This is a genomic window from Mucilaginibacter terrae, assembly GCF_031951985.1.
GTDB classification, from domain to species: Bacteria; Bacteroidota; Bacteroidia; order Sphingobacteriales; family Sphingobacteriaceae; genus Mucilaginibacter; species Mucilaginibacter terrae_A.
Window position 1 is genome coordinate 1,252,871 of record NZ_JAVLVU010000001.1, and the last position, 22,114, is coordinate 1,274,984.

18 protein-coding genes are annotated in these 22,114 nt (G+C 43.0%); 14 read left to right on the plus strand and 4 right to left on the minus strand.

Going from position 1 to position 22,114, the window contains the following annotated elements:
• Positions 1-65: 65 nt before the first annotated feature.
• The 13 genes from QE417_RS05180 to QE417_RS05240 all read left to right on the plus strand — a co-directional run bounded on the left by QE417_RS05180 (position 66) and on the right by QE417_RS05240 (position 12,762).
• Positions 66-1,373, plus strand: coding sequence for a sensor histidine kinase (locus QE417_RS05180; protein ID WP_311948000.1), 1,308 nt, complete (start codon positions 66-68; stop codon positions 1,371-1,373).
• A 24-nt stretch (positions 1,374-1,397) separates the two neighbouring features.
• On the plus strand, positions 1,398-1,781 hold the full coding sequence (locus QE417_RS05185) for a response regulator (RefSeq protein ID WP_311948002.1): 384 nt from the start codon (positions 1,398-1,400) through the stop codon (positions 1,779-1,781).
• Positions 1,774-2,817 (plus strand): adenylate/guanylate cyclase domain-containing protein, encoded by a 1,044-nt coding sequence (locus tag QE417_RS05190; protein ID WP_311948003.1) that lies wholly within the window; start codon positions 1,774-1,776, stop codon positions 2,815-2,817. The genes QE417_RS05185 and QE417_RS05190 overlap by 8 nt, the downstream gene beginning before the upstream one ends.
• Positions 2,818-2,967: 150 nt before the next feature.
• Positions 2,968-3,714: an NUDIX hydrolase gene (locus tag QE417_RS05195; RefSeq protein ID WP_311948005.1), complete on the plus strand. Its 747-nt coding sequence runs from the start codon at positions 2,968-2,970 to the stop codon at positions 3,712-3,714.
• A gap of 244 nt (positions 3,715-3,958) precedes the next feature.
• Entirely contained in the window at positions 3,959-5,638 is a 1,680-nt protein-coding gene (locus tag QE417_RS05200) for a GMC family oxidoreductase (protein WP_311948007.1), read from the plus strand.
• A gap of 10 nt (positions 5,639-5,648) precedes the next feature.
• Positions 5,649-6,224, plus strand: a complete 576-nt coding sequence (locus QE417_RS05205) for a gluconate 2-dehydrogenase subunit 3 family protein (RefSeq protein ID WP_311948009.1) — start codon at positions 5,649-5,651, stop codon at positions 6,222-6,224.
• Positions 6,225-6,242: 18 nt separating this feature from the next.
• Positions 6,243-7,394, plus strand: a complete 1,152-nt coding sequence (locus QE417_RS05210) for a Gfo/Idh/MocA family protein (protein ID WP_311948010.1) — start codon at positions 6,243-6,245, stop codon at positions 7,392-7,394.
• 3 nt (positions 7,395-7,397) lie between these two features.
• Positions 7,398-8,453 (plus strand): sugar phosphate isomerase/epimerase family protein, encoded by a 1,056-nt coding sequence (locus QE417_RS05215; protein ID WP_311948012.1) that lies wholly within the window; start codon positions 7,398-7,400, stop codon positions 8,451-8,453.
• Between the two features lie 6 nt (positions 8,454-8,459).
• A complete protein-coding gene (locus QE417_RS05220) occupies positions 8,460-8,909 on the plus strand; it encodes a c-type cytochrome (RefSeq protein WP_311948014.1) in 450 nt (149 codons plus the stop codon).
• A gap of 8 nt (positions 8,910-8,917) precedes the next feature.
• Positions 8,918-10,171 (plus strand): nucleoside permease, encoded by a 1,254-nt coding sequence (locus tag QE417_RS05225; protein ID WP_311948017.1) that lies wholly within the window; start codon positions 8,918-8,920, stop codon positions 10,169-10,171.
• 30 nt (positions 10,172-10,201) lie between these two features.
• Positions 10,202-11,086 carry a hydroxypyruvate isomerase family protein gene (locus QE417_RS05230; protein WP_311948020.1) on the plus strand — a complete coding sequence of 295 codons (885 nt, stop codon included), beginning with the start codon at positions 10,202-10,204 and terminating at the stop codon, positions 11,084-11,086.
• An 18-nt stretch (positions 11,087-11,104) separates the two neighbouring features.
• The gene (locus tag QE417_RS05235) at positions 11,105-11,977 is read left to right on the plus strand and encodes a sugar phosphate isomerase/epimerase family protein (protein WP_311948022.1); all 873 of its coding nucleotides are present in this window, start codon (positions 11,105-11,107) and stop codon (positions 11,975-11,977) included.
• Positions 11,977-12,762: a 3-keto-disaccharide hydrolase gene (locus QE417_RS05240; RefSeq protein WP_311948025.1), complete on the plus strand. Its 786-nt coding sequence runs from the start codon at positions 11,977-11,979 to the stop codon at positions 12,760-12,762. Before QE417_RS05235 ends, QE417_RS05240 begins: the two co-directional genes overlap by 1 nt.
• Positions 12,763-12,798: 36 nt before the next feature.
• On the opposite strand, the gene QE417_RS05245 is transcribed toward QE417_RS05240, so the two are convergent.
• A complete protein-coding gene (locus QE417_RS05245; RefSeq protein WP_311948027.1) occupies positions 12,799-13,929 on the minus strand; it encodes a DUF4932 domain-containing protein in 1,131 nt (376 codons plus the stop codon).
• 442 nt (positions 13,930-14,371) lie between these two features.
• Here QE417_RS05245 and QE417_RS05250 point away from each other — a divergent pair, with 442 nt between their 5' ends.
• Positions 14,372-16,783 carry a glycoside hydrolase family 31 protein gene (locus QE417_RS05250; RefSeq protein ID WP_311948030.1) on the plus strand — a complete coding sequence of 804 codons (2,412 nt, stop codon included), beginning with the start codon at positions 14,372-14,374 and terminating at the stop codon, positions 16,781-16,783.
• 61 nt (positions 16,784-16,844) lie between these two features.
• On the opposite strand, the gene QE417_RS05255 is transcribed toward QE417_RS05250, so the two are convergent.
• From QE417_RS05255 to QE417_RS05265, 3 genes are all read right to left on the minus strand, one after another.
• The gene (locus QE417_RS05255) at positions 16,845-18,791 is read right to left on the minus strand and encodes a glycoside hydrolase family 97 protein (RefSeq protein ID WP_311948032.1); all 1,947 of its coding nucleotides are present in this window, start codon (positions 18,789-18,791) and stop codon (positions 16,845-16,847) included.
• A gap of 143 nt (positions 18,792-18,934) precedes the next feature.
• The gene (locus QE417_RS05260) at positions 18,935-20,326 is read right to left on the minus strand and encodes a glycoside hydrolase family 43 protein (protein ID WP_311948036.1); all 1,392 of its coding nucleotides are present in this window, start codon (positions 20,324-20,326) and stop codon (positions 18,935-18,937) included.
• Between the two features lie 10 nt (positions 20,327-20,336).
• On the minus strand, positions 20,337-22,106 hold the full coding sequence (locus QE417_RS05265; RefSeq protein ID WP_311948038.1) for a family 43 glycosylhydrolase: 1,770 nt from the start codon (positions 22,104-22,106) through the stop codon (positions 20,337-20,339).
• Positions 22,107-22,114 lie beyond the last annotated feature (8 nt).

Sequence of the window (22,114 nt, forward strand, 5' to 3'; positions counted from 1 at the left end):
GCATGCCTTGTTGGAGTATTTCAATAAATAATTATCTTTAGCCATTACTCAACTAAATCCGCTACATGGCTTTTTTTTACTTCCTCGTTATTTTCCTGTTGTTTAATTGGTTGAACAGGGCAATTAAATTGACGCCGCTGCGCCAGAAATGGAAAGCAACGTTAGGTATAGGACAAGCCGCAGCTGCTATTGGCTATTTTTTCCTCGAAAAATCATTAAGCGACGAAGTTCATACATTGCTGGGAGCTATAGCCCTGTTAGGTACTATCATATATTTTAAAAAGCAGGAAGATTTCAAAAATTTCCGCAACTATTTTGAATCGCATTACCCTTTAATAGGGGTAGGTTTTTTAATATTTCTCGTTAGCAAAATAGCTCCGTCTTTTTACGAAGAATATGATAATTACTTTGCATTTCCGGTTGTAGCAGCCTTTGTTTGGGTATTGAGCCGCTGGGCTGCCTCCAAAAAGCAACGCGAAGAGTTATTGGTTTACAAGGCCAAAAATGAAGAACTGGACCGCCTGGTGGCCGAACGTACAGCAGAAATTCAGAACCAGAAAGAAGAGCTTGAAGCCACTATAGAGCTATTACAAAGCACCCAGCAGCAACTTATTCAATCAGAAAAACTGGCCTCCCTGGGCGAACTTACCGCCGGTATTGCGCACGAAATTCAGAACCCGCTAAACTTTGTAAACAACTTTGCCGAAGTAAGCAGCGAGTTGCTCGAAGAAATGAACCAGGAGCTTGCCAAAGGCGATCTTGAAGAAGTTAGATACATTGCAGAAGACATCAAGCAAAACCTCGAAAAAATATCGCAGCACGGCAAACGTGCCGACAGTATTGTGAAAGGTATGCTGCAGCACAGCCGTACCAGCAACGGCCAAAAAGAATCGGTAAACATCAATAACCTGGCCGATGAGTACATGCGCCTGGCCTACCACGGTTTGCGTGCTAAGGATAAGACTTTTAACTCCGAACTCGTTACAAATTTTGATGCATCTTTGCCCGAAGTAAACCTTATCCATCAGGATGTAGGCCGGGTATTGCTCAACCTATTTACCAATGCTTTTTATGCAGTGCATCAAAAGCAAAAACAATTGGGTGCACAGTTTAAGCCAAAAATTGAGCTATCAACCCAATTGCAACAAAAAAACGTGGTACTAACCGTAAAAGATAACGGCACCGGCATACCCGAGTCCATTCGCGATAAAATTATGCAGCCCTTTTTTACTACCAAGCCAACCGGCGAGGGCACGGGTTTAGGTCTATCGCTCAGTTATGACATTATTGTTAAAGGCCATAACGGGCAAATAGCCATCGACTCTGAAGAAGGTAACGGAGCAACGTTTACCATAATCCTGCCTATTATTTAATTATTACTATATTTAAGCCATATTATGAAAATACTGGTTGTGGATGATGAGGCCGATGTTCAGCCCTTGTTTTTGCAATGTTTCCGCAAAGAAATAAGAAATCATGTGCTCGATTTCGATTTTGCATTCTCGGGCGAGCAGGCGTTGGATTACCTGAAAGACAAACATTCGGAAGTGGTGCTTATCCTATCTGATATTAATATGCCCGGCATGAGCGGGATTGAGTTGCTGGGCAAAATACGGCACGATTATGACAACCCGCCTCCGCTGGTAATGATGATTACCGCTTATGGTGATGAAGAAACACACAAAAACGCACTGGAATTAGGCGCAAACGATTTTTTGACCAAGCCGCTTGATTTTAATTTACTTAAAGAAAAACTAAATACAGTACTACAGAATGGCTAAAATACTGGTTGTAGATGATGAAGCAGACCTGGAAATACTGGTTAAGCAAAAGTTCCGAAAAAAGATCAGGGAAAATATATATGAGTTTGTATTTGCTCAAAACGGTGAAGAGGCCTTAGAAAGAGTAAAGGAACATGCTGATATTGATATTGTATTAAGCGACATTAATATGCCCGTAATGGACGGCCTTACCCTGCTTAGCCGTTTGCCCGATGCCAATCCAATGCTTAAAGCTGTTGTGGTTTCGGCCTATGGCGATATGCAAAGCATCCGTTCGGCCATGAACCGTGGTGCTTTTGATTTTGTGTGCAAACCGGTTGATTTTGACGACCTGGATTTAACCATGCAAAAAACTATTGAGCATGTTAAACAATTGCAGGAAACCATTAAAGCCATTAAGGAAAACAACATCCTGAAGATGTACGTGGATGAAAACGTGCTCAACTTTATGACGCATAAAGAATTTGAGAACAGTTTACTCAAAAATGAACAGATAAACGGCACCGTTATGTTTTTGGATGTTTGTGGCTTTACGGCCATAACCGAACAGGTACCACCCAATACCGTTGTTGAGCTATTAAACAGCCTTTTTGACCGTATAGTTAAGGAAATTATAGCACAGGGCGGTCACGTTGATAAATTTATGGGCGATGCCGTTATGGCCGTATTTCGTGGAGACTACCATTTGGATAGGGCTATTGATACCGCCCTGGCAGTAAGGGCACAGATGAACTCCATTCAACCTATACAAGTTGGCGATAAAACTTTTGAGGCCCATATATCGGTAGGTATCAATTCGGGCGAAATGGTATCGGGAAATATCGGCTCGGCATCACTAAAAAGACTCGATTACACTGTAATTGGCGATTCGGTTAACCTTGCACAACGGCTGCAATCGGTAGCCAAAGCGGGGCAAATTGTAATTACCGAAAACGTTTACGAGCAGGTAAAAGAGTCATTTAATTGCGAACTATTGGGCGAAGTTAATTTGAAAAATAAATCCAACCAATACACAGTTTATCAAGTAGTTGAATAATAACCAACTATAACCTCTGATAACGCTATAATTGTGGCTGGTTAACTTTGCGACTTGATTCAAATTTCCCAAACTTAATCCGCGCTGGGTTTGATCTTATGGGCATATCCAGTACTTTGATTGCTTATTAATATTCCCCTTATTTGTAAAATGAATGTTAAGGAGCTATTCGAGAAAGGAAGCGAACTTGCCTACCAGTCGTGTATACCGCATGTATCGGTAGACTGCGTGGTATTTGGCTTCCATGAATCCTCCTTAAAGGTGTTGTTGCTGAAAATGAAGGGTGTGGATAAATGGGGGCTTCCGGGCGGTTACGTTAAAAAGCAGGAAGACCTTGACCAGGCAGCATATCGTATTTTGAAAGCCCGTACCGGTGCTTCAAATATATTTCTTGAAGAGTTTAAGGTGTTTGGCAAAGTGGGCCGCTCTGAAGCCGATATGGCTCACCTGCCCGAAAGCTTTTGGCAACGCCAACGCTTTGTATCGGTGGGCTACTATGCGTTGGTAAATTATGCCGAAATTACACCTGTTACCGACCGCATTTCGGAAAGCTGTGAGTGGAAAGATATTGACAGTTTACCCGAACTTATGATGGACCATAGAGAAATTCTCGAAAATGCGCTCCACACCCTCAGGCGAAACATTAATTATTCGCCCGTTGGGCTCAACCTATTGCCCCGCGAGTTTACCATGCCGCAGTTGCAACGCTTGTATGAAATTATATTAGGCAAACCCCTTCATCGCGGAAACTTTCAGCGCAAAATACACAGCTTCAATATCCTTAATAAGCACGATGCCAACCCGAGTAAAAAAGCGCATCGCCCTCCTATTTTATACAGCTTTGATACCGTGAGATACAATGAGGCCCTCCAAAACGGCCTTAAGCAAGAATGGTAACCGGAGCTTGGCGTTAAACAAATCATTGTACTTTTACTTGGCTTTTATCAATAACTGCAAAATAAATTTGTAAAAGTTAAACAGGCCACTATCTTTGTCTCTCAATGAGACATACTCTTTCATTATAAAGTTTTTGAAGTTGTATGTATTGCAATTTATGATCATATTTATGTGCTTATAAATTGCAAATGGCAAGTTACCAATGCTTGCCGCGTAATTACCAATTACACTATAAACCTGCTTCATGGCAACCAATACTTACGATGCAATAGTTGTGGGCTCCGGTATTTCCGGCGGCTGGGCAGCTAAAGAGTTAACCGAAAAAGGGTTAAAAACCTTGCTGCTTGAGCGCGGCCGAAACATTGAACACATTAAAGATTATGTGAACGCTAACAAAGCGCCCTGGGAGTTTCCCCACAGAGGAAATCCTACCCAGCAAATGAAAAACGATTACCCGGTAGCTAAGCGCGAGTATGTGCTCAACGAAACCAATTTAGATTACTGGGTTGATGAACGCGAAAGCCCTTACATCGAAAAACAGCGTTTCGACTGGTATAGAGGCTATCATGTGGGTGGCCGCTCACTTATGTGGGGCCGCCAATCATACCGCTGGCACAATATGGATTTTGAGGCCAATGCAAAAGACGGCATTGCCGTAGATTGGCCCATTCGCTACGCCGACCTTGCGCCTTGGTACAGCTATGTAGAACGCTTTGCAGGCATATCGGGCAATAAAGATGGCATTGCAATTTTACCCGATGGCGAATATATGCCGCCTATGGAACTAAATATTGTTGAAAAGGATGTTGCAGCACGTTTAAAAGGCATCTACAAAGGATCAAGGCACATGATCATAGGTCGTACGGCAAATATTACCCAGCCGCATGATAACCGCACCAATTGCCAGTATCGTAACAAATGCTGGTTAGGCTGCCCTTTCGGGGCTTACTTCAGCACGCAGTCTTCTACCCTGCCGGCCGCTATGCGCACGGGCAATTTAACCTTGCGCCCCTGGAGCATAGTTACCAAAGTTATATACGATAAAGACACCAAACTGGCCAAGGGCGTTGAGGTGCTTGATGCCGAAACCAATCAAACCTATGAGTATTATGCCAAGGTGATCTTCCTCAACGCATCAACCATTAATACAGCAGCTATTTTAATGCGTTCGGCAACTGATATTTGGCCCGGAGGCTTGGGCAGCAGCAGTGATCAATTGGGACATAACATTATGGACCATCATTTGAACGTAGGCGCATCGGGAATGGTTGATGGTTATGAAGATAAATATACTTACGGCCGCCGCGCTAACGGCATTTACATACCGCGCTACCGCAACCTAAATGGCGAAAAACGCGATTATATAAGAGGTTTCGGTTATCAGGGTTCGGCCTCGCGCGAGCGCTGGAGCCGCAACATACCAGAGATGGCCCTTGGCGCAAAATTCAAAGATGAATTGAGCGAGCCGGGCAGTTGGAAAATGGGCATAGGCGGATTTGGAGAAGTACTGCCTTATCATGAAAACCGCATGTGGCTCGATGATACCAAGAAAGATAAGTGGGGCCTATCGGTACCTGCTATTGATGCAGTAGTGCGCGATAACGAGAACAAAATGCGGATCGATATGATGAACGATGCTGCTGAGATGCTGGAAGCTACCGGCCTAAAGAACGTAAACCCATATAACGATCAGGCCGTATTAGGTCGGGGTATACATGAAATGGGCACAGCCCGCATGGGCCGCGATCCAAAATCATCGGTACTTAATGAGTGGAACCAGGTTTGGGATGCTAAAAATGTTTACGTAACGGATGGTGCAGCCATGACATCGGCTGCCTGCCAAAACCCATCGTTAACCTATATGGCACTTACAGCTCGTGCGGCCGATCATGCCGTTTCTGAATTAAAGAAAATGAACATTTAATTTTTAACTGATGATGAACAGACGAGACGCTTTAAACCGTGTAGCCTTATTGGTTGGCGGTTCAGTTATAGGAGCCGATTTCTTTTTATCGGGTTGCAAAACCGGGAGTTCGGTTAATACCGATGATCTTTTTGACAAGGGAACCCAGGCATTTATGAATGAAGTTGCCGATACCATTTTACCCCGAACCGAAACGCCGGGAGCCAAAGATGCCAACGTAGGCGGATTCATGGCCATTATGGTACGCGATTGCTATGAGGATAGAGACCAAAAAGTATTTAAAGAGGGTTTAAAAAAATTAAATGAAGCCTGTGAGAAAAAATTCAAGTTGGGCTTTGTAGAAGCCTCGCCCGAGCAACGCACAGCGTTGCTGGTTGATTTGGATAAGGAACAGGCCGCTTACAGTAAAACCAAAGAAAAAGAGGCACCTAACCACTATTTTACCATGATAAAACAACTTACGCTGCTGGGTTATTTTACCTCGGAAATAGGCTGCACCAAGGCACAGCGTTATTTGCCTGTACCGGGTAAATACGTTGGCGATTATCCTTACAAAAAGGGCGATAAAGCATGGGCGCTTGCATAAATATATCTACATCTGCTTATGAAATTAAGATTAGGAATGATAGGCGGAGGTCAAGGTGCTTTTATAGGTGCCGTACACCGCATAGCCTCCCGTATAGACGACCAGTATGAGTTGGTTTGCGGCGCATTCAGCAGTAATGCCGAACGTTCCAAAGCCAGTGGCATTGCGCTCGGTATTACCGATGATCGCGTATATGCTACTTATCAGGAACTTATTGAAAAAGAGAGCCAACTTCCCGAAGATATACGTGCACAGGTAATTAGTATTGTTACCCCAAACCATGTGCATTTCGAACCCGCAAAACTGGCGCTCGAGAACGGTTTTCACGTTATTCTTGATAAGCCCATGACGCTTACGTTACAGGAGGCAAAAACATTGAAAGATGCTTCAGATAAAACAGGGCAACTACTCTGCCTTACACATACTTATACGGGCTACCCTATGGTAAAACAGGCACGCGAATTGGTTGCCGCAAACCAAATAGGTAAGGTTCGTAAAGTTTACGCCCAGTACCCGCAGGGCTGGCTAAGTACGCTGGCCGAGGGTGGCGATAATAAACAGGCTACCTGGCGCACCGACCCATCACAAAGCGGCATTGCCGGGGCCATGGGCGATATTGGCACCCATGCTTTTAATTTAATTGAATATGTAACCGGCTTAACCGTAAGTCATTTATGTGCCGATATAAACATTGTGGTTCCGGGTCGCAGGCTGGATGATGACGGCGCTGTACTGCTTCGTTTTGAAGGTGGTGCCAGCGGCGTTTTAACAGCAACCCAGGTAGCGGCCGGTGCCGAAAACAATGTTAAGATAAGCGTATATGGCGAGAGCGGCGGCGTGGAATGGCAACAGGATGATGCCAACTCCCTTATTGTACGCTACCCTGATAAACCTGCCGAAATTTGGCGCACGGGCGGCGGTTACACGTCGACTGCCGCTATGTTTAATTCACGCACCCCTGCCGGGCACCCTGAAGGTTACCTTGAGGCATTTGCAAACCTGTACCGAAACTTTGCTTTAACTATTAAGGCGTTGAGCAATAATGAAGAGCCATCAGCCGAGATGCTTGATTTTCCGGGCGTGAACGAAGGTGTGCGTGGCATGGCATTTATAGAGAATGTGATTGCTTCGGGAAAATCAGAACAAAAGTGGACACCATTTACCATCTAACTTATGCTAACAATTAAAGGACCCGCCATATTTATTGCTCAATTTATAGGGAATGATGCGCCGTTTAATGATCTTAGATCCATTGCGCAATGGGCTGCCTCATTGGGTTATAAAGGCTTGCAGCTACCTACCAGCGATGCACGGTTCATTAACCTGCAAAAAGCTGCCGAAAGCAAAACTTATGCTGATGAAGTTAAAGGCATTGTAAATGAGGCGGGTTTGGAAATCACCGAACTTTCTACCCATACACAAGGTCAGTTAGTAGCGGTAAATCCTGCATATAATGAGTTGTTTAATGCCTTTGCTCCTGCTCATTTACATACTGATTTTACAGCAAGGCAGCAATGGGCTGTACAGCAGGTAAAATATGCTGCCAAAGCATCACAAAACTTGGGCTTAAAAGCCAGTGTTACTTTTAGTGGGGCACTTGCCTGGCCATTTGTATACCCCTGGCCTCAGCGCCCAGCAAACCTGGTTAATGATGCCTTTGATGAATTAGGCCGCCGCTGGAAACCTATTCTGGATTTTTACGACGAGTGCGGCATCGACCTTTGTTACGAACTGCATCCGGGTGAAGACCTGCATGATGGCATCACTTACGAGATGTTCCTCGACCGGGTTGGGCAGCACAAGCGTGCTAATTTGCTATACGATCCATCGCATTTTGTATTACAATGCCTGGATTATTTAGCCCATATTGATATTTACCACGAGCGCATTAAAATGATGCACGTTAAAGATGCCGAATTCAACCCAACCGGTAAACAAGGCGTTTACGGAGGCTACCAAAACTGGGTTGACCGTGCAGGTCGTTTCCGTTCGTTGGGTGATGGCCAGGTTGACTTTAAAGCCGTGTTCAGCAAAATGGCACAGTATGATTTTCCGGGCTGGGCGGTGCTTGAATGGGAATGCGCACTTAAGCACCCCGAAGATGGTGCCCGCGAAGGTGCCCGTTTTATTGCCGATCATATCATCCACGTAACCGATCATGCTTTTGATGATTTTGCATCATCGGGCAATAATCCCACACTCAACAATCACATATTAGGAATACAATAATCTATCATGAAAAAAACGTTTTTTTCTATCGCTATCGCATCTATTTGTTTAGCTGCCGCATCATGCGGAGGTTCATCATCGGGCGATAAGATCAGCACCGATACCACTCACGGAACGGATCAGAATGCTGTTGCGCAAAACTCTAATGCCGCCCAGGATACTGCCGGCAGCATTGGTACCGAAAATACAGCAACCAGTGTGTCCACCAAATCAAAAGGAGCCGCACTCATCGCATCATCAGATTGTTTAAGCTGCCACAAGGAACACGATAAGCTGGTTGGCCCGTCATACACCGAGGTAGCCGCCAAATACACTGATAAAGATATTGATATGCTTGCCGATAAAATTATCAAAGGCGGTTCGGGCAGTTTTGGCGAGGTGCCTATGTCGCCGCACCCGGCTGTTTCGGTTGATGATGCTAAAGAAATGGTTAAATACATACTCACTGTCAAATAATTATTGATATGGACAATAAGATCAGAATCCAGCTTTCGGTCATGATGTTTCTCCAGTTTTTCATTTGGGGAGCATGGTTTGTAACCCTTGGTACCTATTTACTTACCGGCCTCAAAACCAATGCTACCGAAGTTGGTGTAGCTTATCTTACCCAATCAATAGGAGCTATTGTTGCGCCGTTTATAATAGGCTTAATTGCCGACAAATATTTTCCGGCCCAAAAAATACTGGGTGTATTGCATGTTATTGGTGCAATAATGCTTTGGTTTTGCTCTACCGCACCCAATTTTAATGCATTCTATCCATATGTTTTGATTTACATGATCATTTACATGCCAACGCTTGCACTGGTTAATTCCATATCGTTTCGGCAAATGACCGATCCGAGCAAGCAGTTCCCTCCCATCAGGTTTTTGGGAACCCTGGGCTGGATCATTGCCGGTTTTACCATTGGCTGGTTAGGCTGGGAAAAAAACGGGTCGCTCGATCTTACTTTTAAAACAGCTGCGGCCGCCTCACTCCTGCTGGGATTGTTCAGCTTTACTTTGCCAGCCACTCCACCGCTAAAAAAAGGCACTCAAACATCGGTAAGAGACATATTAGGACTGGATGCCATTGGGTTATTAAAAAACTCATCGTACCGTGTATTCTTTTTAGCATCGGTAGCTATTTGTGTACCCCTGGCGTTTTATTACAATTTCACTAATCCGTTTTTAAACGAGGTTGGCATGAACGGTGCCGCGGGCAAGCAAGCGTTTGGCCAGGTATCAGAGTTAGTATTTATGGCATTAATGCCATTATTTTTCAAACGCTTGGGCGTTAAAAAAATGCTGGCCGTTGGTATGCTGGCCTGGGTGTTACGATACGTGCTTTTTGCCTACGGTGATACTGGTGCCAACTACTGGATGCTGATAGGCGGTATTGTGCTACACGGCATTTGTTACGACTTCTTTTTTGTAACCGGCCAGATTTATACCGATGAATTAGCCGGCGAAAAATTCAAAAGTGCCGCTCAGGGTTTTATTACCCTGGCTACTTATGGCGTAGGTATGCTCATTGGCTTCACTATATCGGGGCCAATTGTTGATGCCCATAAAACCGCCGGAAGTTTACACGATTGGCAACAAATATGGTTAATACCGGCTGCTATTGCCGCGGTAGTGCTTGTTATGTTCCTGCTGTTGTTTAAAGATCGCAACAGAAACGTAGATCTGCAGTCGCCAGCGCCTGATAAGTTCATGCCTGCAACCGATGCTATTTAAACTTATAATCAATTATAAAGTCAATTAAACATGAGTACAGATCGCCGATCGGCCATTAAAAATATTGTTGCCGGTACCGCAGCGCTATCAACAGCCGGGGTATTAGGTAATATGGATGCCGTTGCTCAACCTTTACAAAAAAACATGCCGCTTAAAGGAAACATTAATCACTCAGCCTGCCGCTGGTGCTACCAGGATATACCGCTTGATAAACTTTGCGCCGAGGGCAAAAAAATGGGCCTGAGCGCCATCGATCTGGTTGGTCCCAAAGAGTGGGATACATTGAAAGCCCACGGTTTGCATTCATCAATGTGTAACGGTGCCGAAATTAGCCTGGTAGATGGCTTTAATGATAAGCAGTTTCATGCCCACCTTATAAAACAATACAGCGAAATGATTCCGCTGGTGGCCAAGGCTGGCTATACCAATTTGATTTGTTTTAGCGGCAATAAACGCAATAAAAGCGACGAGGAAGGCTGGGCCAATTGTGCCGAAGGTTTAAAGCAACTCATGCCCTTAGCCGAAAAGCACAAGGTTGTTTTAGTGATGGAGTTATTGAACAGCAAACTTAACCATAAAGATTATCAGTGCGACCGTACCTGGTGGGGTGCCGAACTGTGTAAAAAATTAGGCTCTGAAAATTTCAAATTACTATACGATATATATCACATGCAAATTGATGAGGGCGATGTAATTACCAACATCAAGCAGTATCACCCATATATTGCCCATTACCATACCGGCGGCGTACCCGGCCGTCATGAAATTGATGAAACGCAGGAACTTTTTTACCCGGCTATCATGAAAGCAATTTTAGCCACAGGCTTTAAAGGGCATGTGGCGCAGGAGTTTGTGCCAACCGCTAAAGACAAACTTACCTCACTACAAAAGTGTATACAAATATGTGATGTGTAACACATTAACCAATTGAACATGATTACCAGAAGAACATTTATAGCTCAAGCCGGCTTAATAAGTGCAGGGCTTGCATTAGCACCTCAATTATTAATGGCTAAAACAAATAAGGTTGCCGGGTTACAGCTATATACCCTGCGTGCGCAATTACCAACTGATGTAAAAGGCGTAATTGCAAAAGTAGCACAGGCAGGTTACAAAGAGGTAGAAGTATATGGTTATAGCAAAGAAAAAGGCTTTTGGGGATTATCGCCCGTTGAATTTAAAGCCTTGTTAACCCAGCACGGTTTAACATCACCAAGCGGCCATTATGGTATGGATCAGCTTTTAGAGACGGGCAGCATGCAGGAGGTTGACGATGCCATAGCTGCAGCCAAAGTTTTAGGGCATACTTATGTCACCATGCCTTATATCAATATCAAATTCCGGAAAACAGCTGTGGATATTAAAAAAATAGTGGAAAAGGTAAATCTTGCTGCCGCTCACATCAAAAAGGCAGGGCTAAAAATGGCTTACCATAATCACGATTTTGAATTGATGCCTGTTGAGGGGGTTACCTTGTACGAAGAATTGTTGAAAGGCACTAAACCTAACCTGGTAGATTTTGAAATGGACCTTTATTGGGTGGTACGTGCGGGCAATGATCCGGTTAAATGGTTTGAGAAATATCCGGGCCGGTTTACCATGGTACACGTAAAAGACATGGATAAGCAGGATAACAAGCTTAATACCGAAGTTGGTTCGGGTTCGATAAATTTTAAACAAATATTTGCTAAAGCCAAACTGGCAGGTGTTAAGCACTATATAGTAGAGCAGGAAAACTTTAAGATAGACCCTTACTTGAGCATTGCTCAAAGCAATAAATTTTTGTTAGATAAACTTTTAAGCTAATGACTAACGCCAAGATTTTTGTATTGATACTTACCGCCTCTGCCCTGTCTTTAAATGTTAGTGCCCAGCAAAAAGGTAAGCCCGAAGATACCGAGGCATGGACTCCGGTTCCTGTTAAAGTTGAGGTAGGCAAAGCCACACCTATGTTGCCGCCCCCTTCTGATGCCATTGTATTGTTTAACGGTAAGGGGTTGGAAGAATGGGTATCGAATGCCGACCGAAACCAACCCGCTCAATGGAAGGTGACGAGCGGTGAAATGGTGGTCGATAAATCGAAAGGGAACATCGAAACTAAACGATTATTTGGCAGCTACCAGTTACACTTGGAATGGAAAGTACCTGCCAATATTACCGGCGAAGGACAGGCACGCGGCAACAGCGGCCTCTTCCTGGCTTCGTTAGGTAAAGGTGATCCTGGATATGAGTTGCAGATACTCGATTCGTACCAAAACAAAACCTATGTAAATGGGATGGCGGGTAGCATATATAAACAGTTTTCACCACTGGCCAACGCATCACGCCCCCCGGGTGAATGGCAAACTTACGATGTAATTTGGAACGCCCCCGTATTTGATGATAGCGGCACGATTAAACAACCAGCAAGAATTACCGTGGTATGGAACGGCGTGGTTGTTCAAAACAATACCTCACTTTTAGGACCTACGCAATACATCGGCCAGCCATCATACTCAATTAAACATGGCAAAAGTGCTATTAAATTACAAGCCCACGGCGATAAAAGCGAACCAATAAGTTTTAGAAATATTTGGGTAAGAGAATTGTGATCTTAAAATATATTTTATGCTTTGAGCATTTACCCATCAGATATTGGTTGTAGTATTAATACCTTCTAATAATTGTGGGTACAGTTCATCTACCTTTTTATCTGGAGCTGCAGCTCTTACCTTTTCAAGGATCGATACAAAAGCTTCCATTTTTGTAAAGCCGCGTTCTATCATTACGCTAATTACGCTTTTCCGGGTCTCTGTGTATACAGTTTGATCATAGTTGTCTTTACAAAATAACAAAAATGTAGCAAAAGTCATATACTCATCAAACACTTTGAGAGGTGTAGGATAAGCATAAGTACCATCAGCCTTTTCATTAACCCATGTTGCCCTGTTTTTAAATACCCTGTCAATAGTGGCTTTATGTGCAATAGAAGGCATGTTTACATAGTTATGGTCTATCTCTGTAAACATAACCCTTTTGTTTAAAAGCTCATTTTGAAGGGCGGTTAGCTCTGGAAGATGGTCAAGCAACGGAAGTACCATAACAATTTGCCTGAAACCTTTGTCTTTAAACTCAGTAGTATAGTTAAGCCCGTTAATAAGCGGCGAACAAAGAATTAGATAGCTATTTATTTTGGTTTTAAAATTTTTCTCCAGCCATTTCCACTGTTGGTCGAGATTTGCCTCATGCTCATAATCTGAAATAACATTGGCATAATAACCTTTATGCAGTTTGTAAAACTTTTGAAACTGTGATCTTTTGGCAAAAGCTTCAATTTGCTTTTTATACGTATCGATCGGATTGATCTTGACCTTAGCATTGGCCACGGCCGTTGCCGTAAATATATAATTGCGATTACGTTTTAAACTCGTTCCGGAGAGATCATACGTCATGGCATTACCTGTGATGAAAATGTAGTTGTAAAGCGAAGCGTTGAGCAGCGAATCAAATGTTTTTATAATAGGCTCATTTGAATATGGCTTAAAGTACTTGAGTACATCCTGATAATAAACGCCATTTTGATTGACCATATCATCGTTGGCAAGCCCCGTTTTGGTGATGGCCAGCATAATGTGCAGCAATTCTTTAAGCGGAGATATTTCTACGCGCGATTTGTTGTTATTGGCTTTTTGGAAAGCGTTGTCAAAACTAACTTTATCTTGCGCGTTAACGTGTAATTGATTAGTTGCAAAAAATAGTAGAAGTAAGATTTTTTTCAAAAAATTTAAATTTAGCTTAATGAGCGATAAATTATGATAATGGCATCAAAATTATGAAAAGCCAATAAAAAAAAACAACTAAAAGGTGTAAAATATTAAATTTGATAGTATCTCATTATTAAAGATAACTTAATTTATGGGCTGCATGGGCGCTTTTATCTCTTCAAACCCAACTGTATAATTACGGTCTTCTTAAAAGGGATATCCCTACAATTTATATAAGGGTTAATTTTCTGACTGTTTATATGAAAAAATCTTAAACTATTTTTTATTAAAAATTTCAATCTATGGGTTTAAACAGTTTAGTCAATTTCAACTTGTAAATTCACATGGCTTAATCTTTATTTCAATACTTCCTACATTATTTCTTCCTATTACATCTGTTTTTAAGTTAATCCTGTTAGTTTTGAGGAAATCAATTAAACTTAATTATCTCACACTAATGTATAAGCCGTTATTAAAAGTTACTGTGCTTGCTTTGGCTATCCTTCCGGGTTTGTGCCATGCTCAAAGTTTTAGTCAAACCGCTCAAGGTGTAAAAGCTGATGTAGGTTCGCAATCGATAGAAATTCAGTTCTACAGCCCTTCTATTGTGCGGGTTATTAAAACTACTAAAGGTGAAACCTTGGTAAAGGAGAGCTTATCTGTAATTAAAAAAGCTGAGCAGGTAGCGTTTAGTTCAAAAAAAACATCCGAAAATCTTAATCTTTCGAGCAAAGCGCTTACGGTTAGCCTTAACTTAAAAACGGGTGAAATTAGTTACGCTACTCCCAACGGCAAAAAGCTATTGAGCGAGTTTGAACGTGGCGAACATTTTACTACGGTAAATGATGCCGGTAGCAAAGCACTGAGCATTTATCAGGCATTTAAATTAGATAATGATGAACCCATTTACGGTCTTGGCCAGCACCAGGGAGGTGCGTTGAATCAACGTGGACACCGATATAATAATATGATGCAGGGTAACACGGATGATGTTGTTACGTTTATACAATCGATTAAAGGATATGGTATATTTTGGGATAACTACTCTCCCACCACCTTTATTGATGATAAAAACGAAACTTCCTTTAAATCGGAAGTTGGCGATGGCATTGATTATTACTTTATGGGAGGCGGTAATGCCGACGGTGTAATAGCCAATATGCGGTCGTTAACCGGGCAAGCCCCCATGTTTCCGCTGTGGACGTTTGGTTTTTGGCAAAGCCGTGAGCGCTATAAAACCCAGTATGAATTAACTGATGTGGTAAAAAAATATCGGGAGATTGGTGTGCCGTTAGATGGCATGATACAGGATTGGCAATATTGGGGCAGCAATTATTTATGGAACGCCATGGAGTTTTTGAACGTTGATTTTAACAACCCTAAAAAGATGATCAAAGATGTGCATGATATGAATGCACACATGATCATTTCCATATGGTCGTCGTTTGGTCCGCAAACAATGCAGTTTAAGGAAATGGAGGCCAAGGGTATGTTAATGAATTTTCAAACTTGGCCACAATCAGGTTCAGAAATATGGCCCCCTGTTATGAAATACCCGTCAGGGGTGAAAGTATATGATGCCTACAACCCGGCAGCCCGCGATATTTACTGGAGCTATTTAAATAAAGGCATCTTCTCGCTTGGCATGGATGGCTGGTGGATGGATTCGACAGAGCCCGACCATCTTGATTTTAAACCATCAGACCTGGACAATAAAACCTACCTGGGTTCATTTCGTAAGGTACGCAACGCCTACCCTTTAATGACCGTGGGTGGAGTTTCACAACACCAGCGTGAAACCGATTCTAAAAAACGTGTTTTCATACTTACCCGTTCGGCATTTGCCGGGCAGCAGCGTTATGGAGCCAACACATGGTCGGGGGATATTACCTCCTCATGGCAAACGTTTAAAAATCAAATCCCGGCAGGACTGAACTTTTCATTAAGTGGTTTGCCTTATTGGAACAGCGATATTGGCGGCTTCTTTTTAGGAAAATTCAACAAACGGAAACTTGACGACCCTGAATACAAAGAGCTTTACACACGCTGGGTAGAGTTTGGTGCTTTTTGCCCTATGATGCGTTCGCACGGGACAGACGCACCAAGGGAAATTTATCAATTTGGTACAAAAGGTACCCGCTATTACGATGCCATTGCAAAATACATCAACCTGCGATATAGCTTGTTACCATACATATACTCCACCTCGTGGGATGTTACCGCCCATCAATCAAGCATGATGAGGGCTTTATACATGGATTTCCCGGCCGATAAAGCCACCTGGAATGTAAACCATGAATACATGTTTGGTAAATCGATTTTAGTTTGCCCGGTTACTGATGCGCAATACGTTAAAAAATCTGGAACCGGCAACGATGCGATAATGGTTGAAGATTTTAGTAGCACTAAAAACCGGGAAGTTTATTTGCCGGCCGGTATTGAGTGGTTCGACTTATGGTCGGGTAAAAAGTTTGCAGGCGGTAAGAATGTAAGCATGGAAACCCCTTTAGACATTCAACCTGTATTTGTTAAAGCCGGTTCCATACTTCCGTGGGGGCCACAAGTTCAGTACGCTACCGAAAAAAGCTGGGATAATCTTGAAATGAGAATTTATGCGGGCAAGGATGCAGATTTTACCCTATACGAAGACGAGAACGACAATTACAATTACGAAAAAGGGAAATACAGCGAAATTAAGTTTCATTGGAACGATAAAACCCGCACACTTACCATTGGCGAACGCTCGGGCAAATTTACTGGTATGCTTAATACCCGCAAGTTTAACCTGGTGCTAAACCCTGTGGGAATTGAGCCGTTAACAGGCAAAAGCATTACCTACAACGGAAAGAAAACAAGTATAAAATTATAACCTACAAAAAAGGGTTGCCATAATAGGCAACCCTTTTTCTTTTGATAAAGGAGCTTGGAGCTTAGCGTAGCACAAACCCTCCCCTGGGCTGAATTTCAACGCTTATATTTCCTTTTTTATCTATCTGAATTTCTTTAACAGATGATTTCCTGTCTTTATCATCGGCATAAAGATTTACTTTTTTACCTGCCAGCATAGGAACTTTTAAATTCAACTTCTTAACTTCCTTTTCGGCATTTACACCGGCTACATACCAGGTGTTTTTATGGCGGCGGGCTATTACGGTATATTTGCCCGGGTAACCATCTATAAAAATAGTTTCGTCCCAGGTGGTTGGCATGCCTTTCATAAAGTCAATTTCAAACGCCGAAACATCGGTGAGGTTATTTGGGGTAAGTCCGAACATTTGCACCGGGTTTTGAAACAATACGGCGGTTGCCAGTTGGAAAACATCGGTAGTCAACCGTTCGTTACCCTTTTGGTTGCCTTTGTTCAAGAACTTGTTAAGTAGTACACCGCCAAACTCCATGCTGCCTACACTGTTGCGGATAAAGGGGTGAAGGGTGGCGTAAAATGCTTCCGATTCTCTTACCTGTTGTGAGAACACCAACATCTCAGATGCTAAAACCGCTTCGCTGCCTACATAGTTAGGATACATCACTTCCCATCCACGCGGCAGTGTGGTGCCATGGAAAAATATCATGAGGCCATACTCATTGGCATCGGTTAAAATATCCTCGTACAAACGCATGGTCTCCTGCTTATCGCCACCAAAAAAGTCGACTTTTAAGCCTTTAACACCTGCATCGCGCAGCCATTTCATTTCTTTTTTTCGTTCAACCGAGGTATTCATCTTATTGCGCGGACCAACAGGAGCATCATTATAAGGACCATTTGAATTGTACCAAAGCAGCACATCAACCCCTTTTGATTTGGCGTATTGCACCAATTCTTTCATACGGTCCTTGCCAATATTGGTATCCCAAAGGGCATCCATCAATATGTATTCAAACTTCAGGGTTGCAGCCAAATCGATGAACGAAACCTGGTCTTTATAATTCATGCTGTTATCCTGCCATAGTATCCAGCTCCATGTGGCACGGCCAAACTGGTAATCTTTGCTCGGCTCATATAAAGGCTCAACCACGTCAAATGGCACGGTAGTTTCAACAATAGGTTTCAGGCTGTTACCTACGGTAATGGTTCGCCAGGGTGTGGCTGCGGGTAGTGCCATGGCCGCACCCGTACTGCCAAAGCCGTTATTTTGTTTTGGGTTTGGAAACTCAACGGTGTACAATCCGTCGCTGGTACCATTGCTCAGGTGCGATGCGCAATACAAACTGCTTACGCCGGTTTCTGAAAGCAGCACCCAACCGTTGTTGCCCACATGAAACAATCCCGGAAATACGTAGCCTTCTTTGTTCGGGCCATTTTTGCCCATCGGTGCATCGGCCTCATAGCCGCTCTCATAACTTGGTGCAGAACGGGCAAAACCACCCATTGGCCCCATCATTGGCGATAAGAATATAGTAGTAGCTGCCGGAAATTTAAAGCCGGTGGCCTCCTGTTGTACAACGCAGGTCATGCGCTTATCCCAGGTAGGAATTTCGTACCGGAACGCCACATCATTATTACTCACCTGAAACACCAGGTCGAACTTTTGCTGCTTGGCATTTTCAAAACTGCATACCACTTTATTGGCTTCGTAACGCACTTCCGACTTTTTAATTTTGGCCTGCGTGTACTGTTTATCAACTTTACTTTCGGCACTTTTTAAGTATTTTAATCCGGTCGACAGATCACCTTCATTAGTCACAAAACCCAAAGGGGATTTTTCGAGCATGGTTTTGCCATTGAGCATCACTTCGTAAACCGGTTTACCATCGGCAACTGAAATAACCACTTTTAATTGCTTATCGGGGCTTTGAACCTGTATTTGTTGTGAATGTGCCCTTTGTGAAAATATGGAGGCAAATAAGAAAAATGAAAGGTATAAACTTTTCTTCATGAGTATGGATTGTTAGTTGGTTAGTTTTCAGTATGTGATATGAAGTAATAATGTGAGTAAATATGCTAATTGCATTTGAAAGAAGACATGATTCTATAAAAAACGATCAGCATATATAGCTTTAAGCACAGTAATTAAAGCAGTTAAAGTTTTTTGTTAAACTTCCACCAATCAAAGTAAAACAAATCCTTCTCACCTTTAAAAACGAAGTATAAATCGTGCGTTCCTGTCATTGATCTAACCGGGGTTGTTATGGTCTTAAATAAGTCCCCTTCTCCTGATCTATCGATATTTATTGAGCCCAGTAAGGGGCCATTTAATTGATCAACATGTATTTCAATTTTGCCGCCGTGTAAAGCAGCTACATTTACCTCAACCGATGATACGCCTGATGAAAGATCAACGCCCTGTACTTTTAAATAATCGCCGTTATTGATCGAACTTACATACAACCTATCGGCAATTTTATTGCCCTTATTCCAGGATATGTTTCTTTCCCATTCGGTAGTTTTTTCGGTTTTCAGGCCTTCGCTGTAAGCAATGGTTTCGGCTTCAACACGGGTGTATGGGTTTAACTTTACCAGTTGTTTTACTCCGGCTACTGACCAAAACGGCAATTGCTGAATGGTGCCGTCGGCATTGTAAGTTATCTTCTCGATGCATATCGATCGCCTTTCGTAATGCTTGGCCATAGTTTGCTTCATGATATTATAATTGAAACCAAACAAGTACGAATTGCCTTTATAATCAACAATACCCGGATGGTTGCCCGATGAGCGCTTATCGCCATCCATAATGCTGCCTTTGTAAACCCATGGCCCGGTAGGATTATCGCTCATGGCGTAACCAATACCTTCGGGGCAGCATGTAGAAGCGTAGGCCATATAATATTTACCTTTACGCTTAAATGCCCACGGGCCTTCCTGGTAATGAAATGCATCGGGCTTACCCTCAACCTTCGCAATAGATGGGTCTTTGATGATCTCTCCTGAGTAGGAAATCATGTCTTGATTCAATTTAACATAAAACAAGTTCGGATTGCCCCAGTATAAGTAGGCTTGCCCATCATCGTCTATCAAAACGGTTGGGTCAATATCCTGGTTGTTTTGTTTAACTAACGGCTTGCCTATCGGGTCTTTAAACGGTCCGTACGGACTATCAGCTACCAGTACTCCTATACCAACGCCGTTGGGCATGGGGCAATACAGATAAAACTTGCCGTTTCGTTGTACACATTGTGGTGCCCAGGCACCATTATCGTAAGGCACCCATTTAAAATCTTTAAGCGATGCTATCTCGCCGTGCTCCGTCCAGTTCACCATATCGGTTGAGGTATAGAGCAGCCAGTTTTGCATTTTAAAGCCGAACGCATCATCCTCATCGTGACTCGTATATAAAAACACGGTATCATGGTAAACCAACGGTGCCGGATCGGCCGTGTATTTTGTTTGAATGACCGGGTTTTGAGCATGGGCTTTTGTAAATGCTATTATTATGAGTATAAAAGCAAATAAACCTTTCAATATACTGTTCATGTTCATCATCTTATTGTTTAAGCTGCCACCAATCAAAATTGAATAGCTGACCATCTCCCCCTTTGAAAACCAAATAAACATCATGCACGTCGGTTAATTTGGTGGTTTTGGTAGATGTATTAATCCATTTATTAGCAGCAGTAGCTTTGTTAATTTTACAGGTGCCCAATAGAGGCCCATTAAGTTCATCAGCGTGTATTTCAATCATGCCGCCGTTTATGGGGGCAACACCGGCAGTAAAGGATGAAGAGCCTTTTTTGAGATCAATGCTTCTTACTTTGATGTAATCACCGTTATGAATATCAGTCACATAAATGCCCCTACCAGTTAAACTATCCTGCACAGTTTCTATGCCTTGCTCCCAGGCAATAGTTTCTGCCTGTACGCGCTGGTAAGGGTTTACTTTGCCAACGGCTTGGGTGATGCCTTTGGTAGGTGTAATGCGCGCTATTGAACCATCGGCATTGAACATGCATTCGTCAACACATACCGAACGGTCAAAACCTCCACCACCGCGCAATGCCCCGTTATGATAAAAGAGGTATGATTTGCCTTTGTAATCTATCAACCCCGGATGGTTTGTAAAGGCTCCGCCTTGCTTGATCACATCCATAATGGTATCCCTGTATTTCCACGGACCAACAGGACTTGTACTTGTGGAATAAGCCAGATGTTCGGGCACACCACCGGCCGGGTACAGCAAATAAAACAGGCTTTTTCGTTTGTATAGCCAAGGTCCTTCTTCGTAAGTGGTGAACCTTTTTTCGGTAGAATTTACAGTACCCTTTATTTTACCGGCAAACCATTCTTTTTTATCAGCCGGTACCGGTCTTATACCAATGGTAGCATCAAACGACATCATATCGGGATGAAGCTTCACCTGCCACAGATCGGCTTGCCCCCAATTGAGCCATACCTGCTTATCGGCATCGGTAATTATGGTTGGGTTTATATGATCACCTTCGGCATGCTCGCTAATCAACGGTTTGCCTAAAACATCAGTAAATGGCCCATTTGCCTGATCGCCTATACCTACGCCAATTACTTTTTTGCCCGTTGCTTTTTCTGTAGCGCTTACATACCAGTAATATTTGCTGTTGGCTTCACTTTTAATACTGTGTGAGTTTAAGCCATCAATTTCTTTTGCCCACTTGAAAGTATTATGCGCATTATGAATGCGCAACTTAAATGCTTCATCGGTAAGCGGTACTTTTACGATGCCAACGCTCTGATCATAAGAGATCATGTCTTTATTCAATTTTACATAATATAAGTGCGGGTTACCCCAATAAAGATAGGCCTGCCCATCATCATCAACAAAAACCGATGGGTCGATGTATCCCCATCCACCTATGATCATGGGTTTATTCAAAGCATCTTTAAACGGTCCGGTAGGACTATCGCCAACAGCAACGCCTATTGACATTCCGCCGTTTTTGGCATTTACGGGTACATACCAATAAAACTTCCCGTTTCTTTCGATACACTGCCCGGCCCAGGCATCTTTATTAGCCCAGCTAAAGTTTTTTAACGACAAGCCAGCTCCCCTGTCTGTCCAGTTCACCATGTCGGTGGTGGAGTATATGTGCCAGTCTTTCATTACAAACCAGGTGGCTTTGTCCTCGTCGTGGCCGGTGTATAAAAAAAGGGTGTCTTTATAAACCAGTGGTGCAGGGTCGGCTGTGTATATGGTTTGGATGATAGGGTTTTGAGCAAACAGGCTATCCGCTGTTGAACACAAACCAATAATCAAAAACAATACTTTGTATAAATTCTTCATCTGCTAAT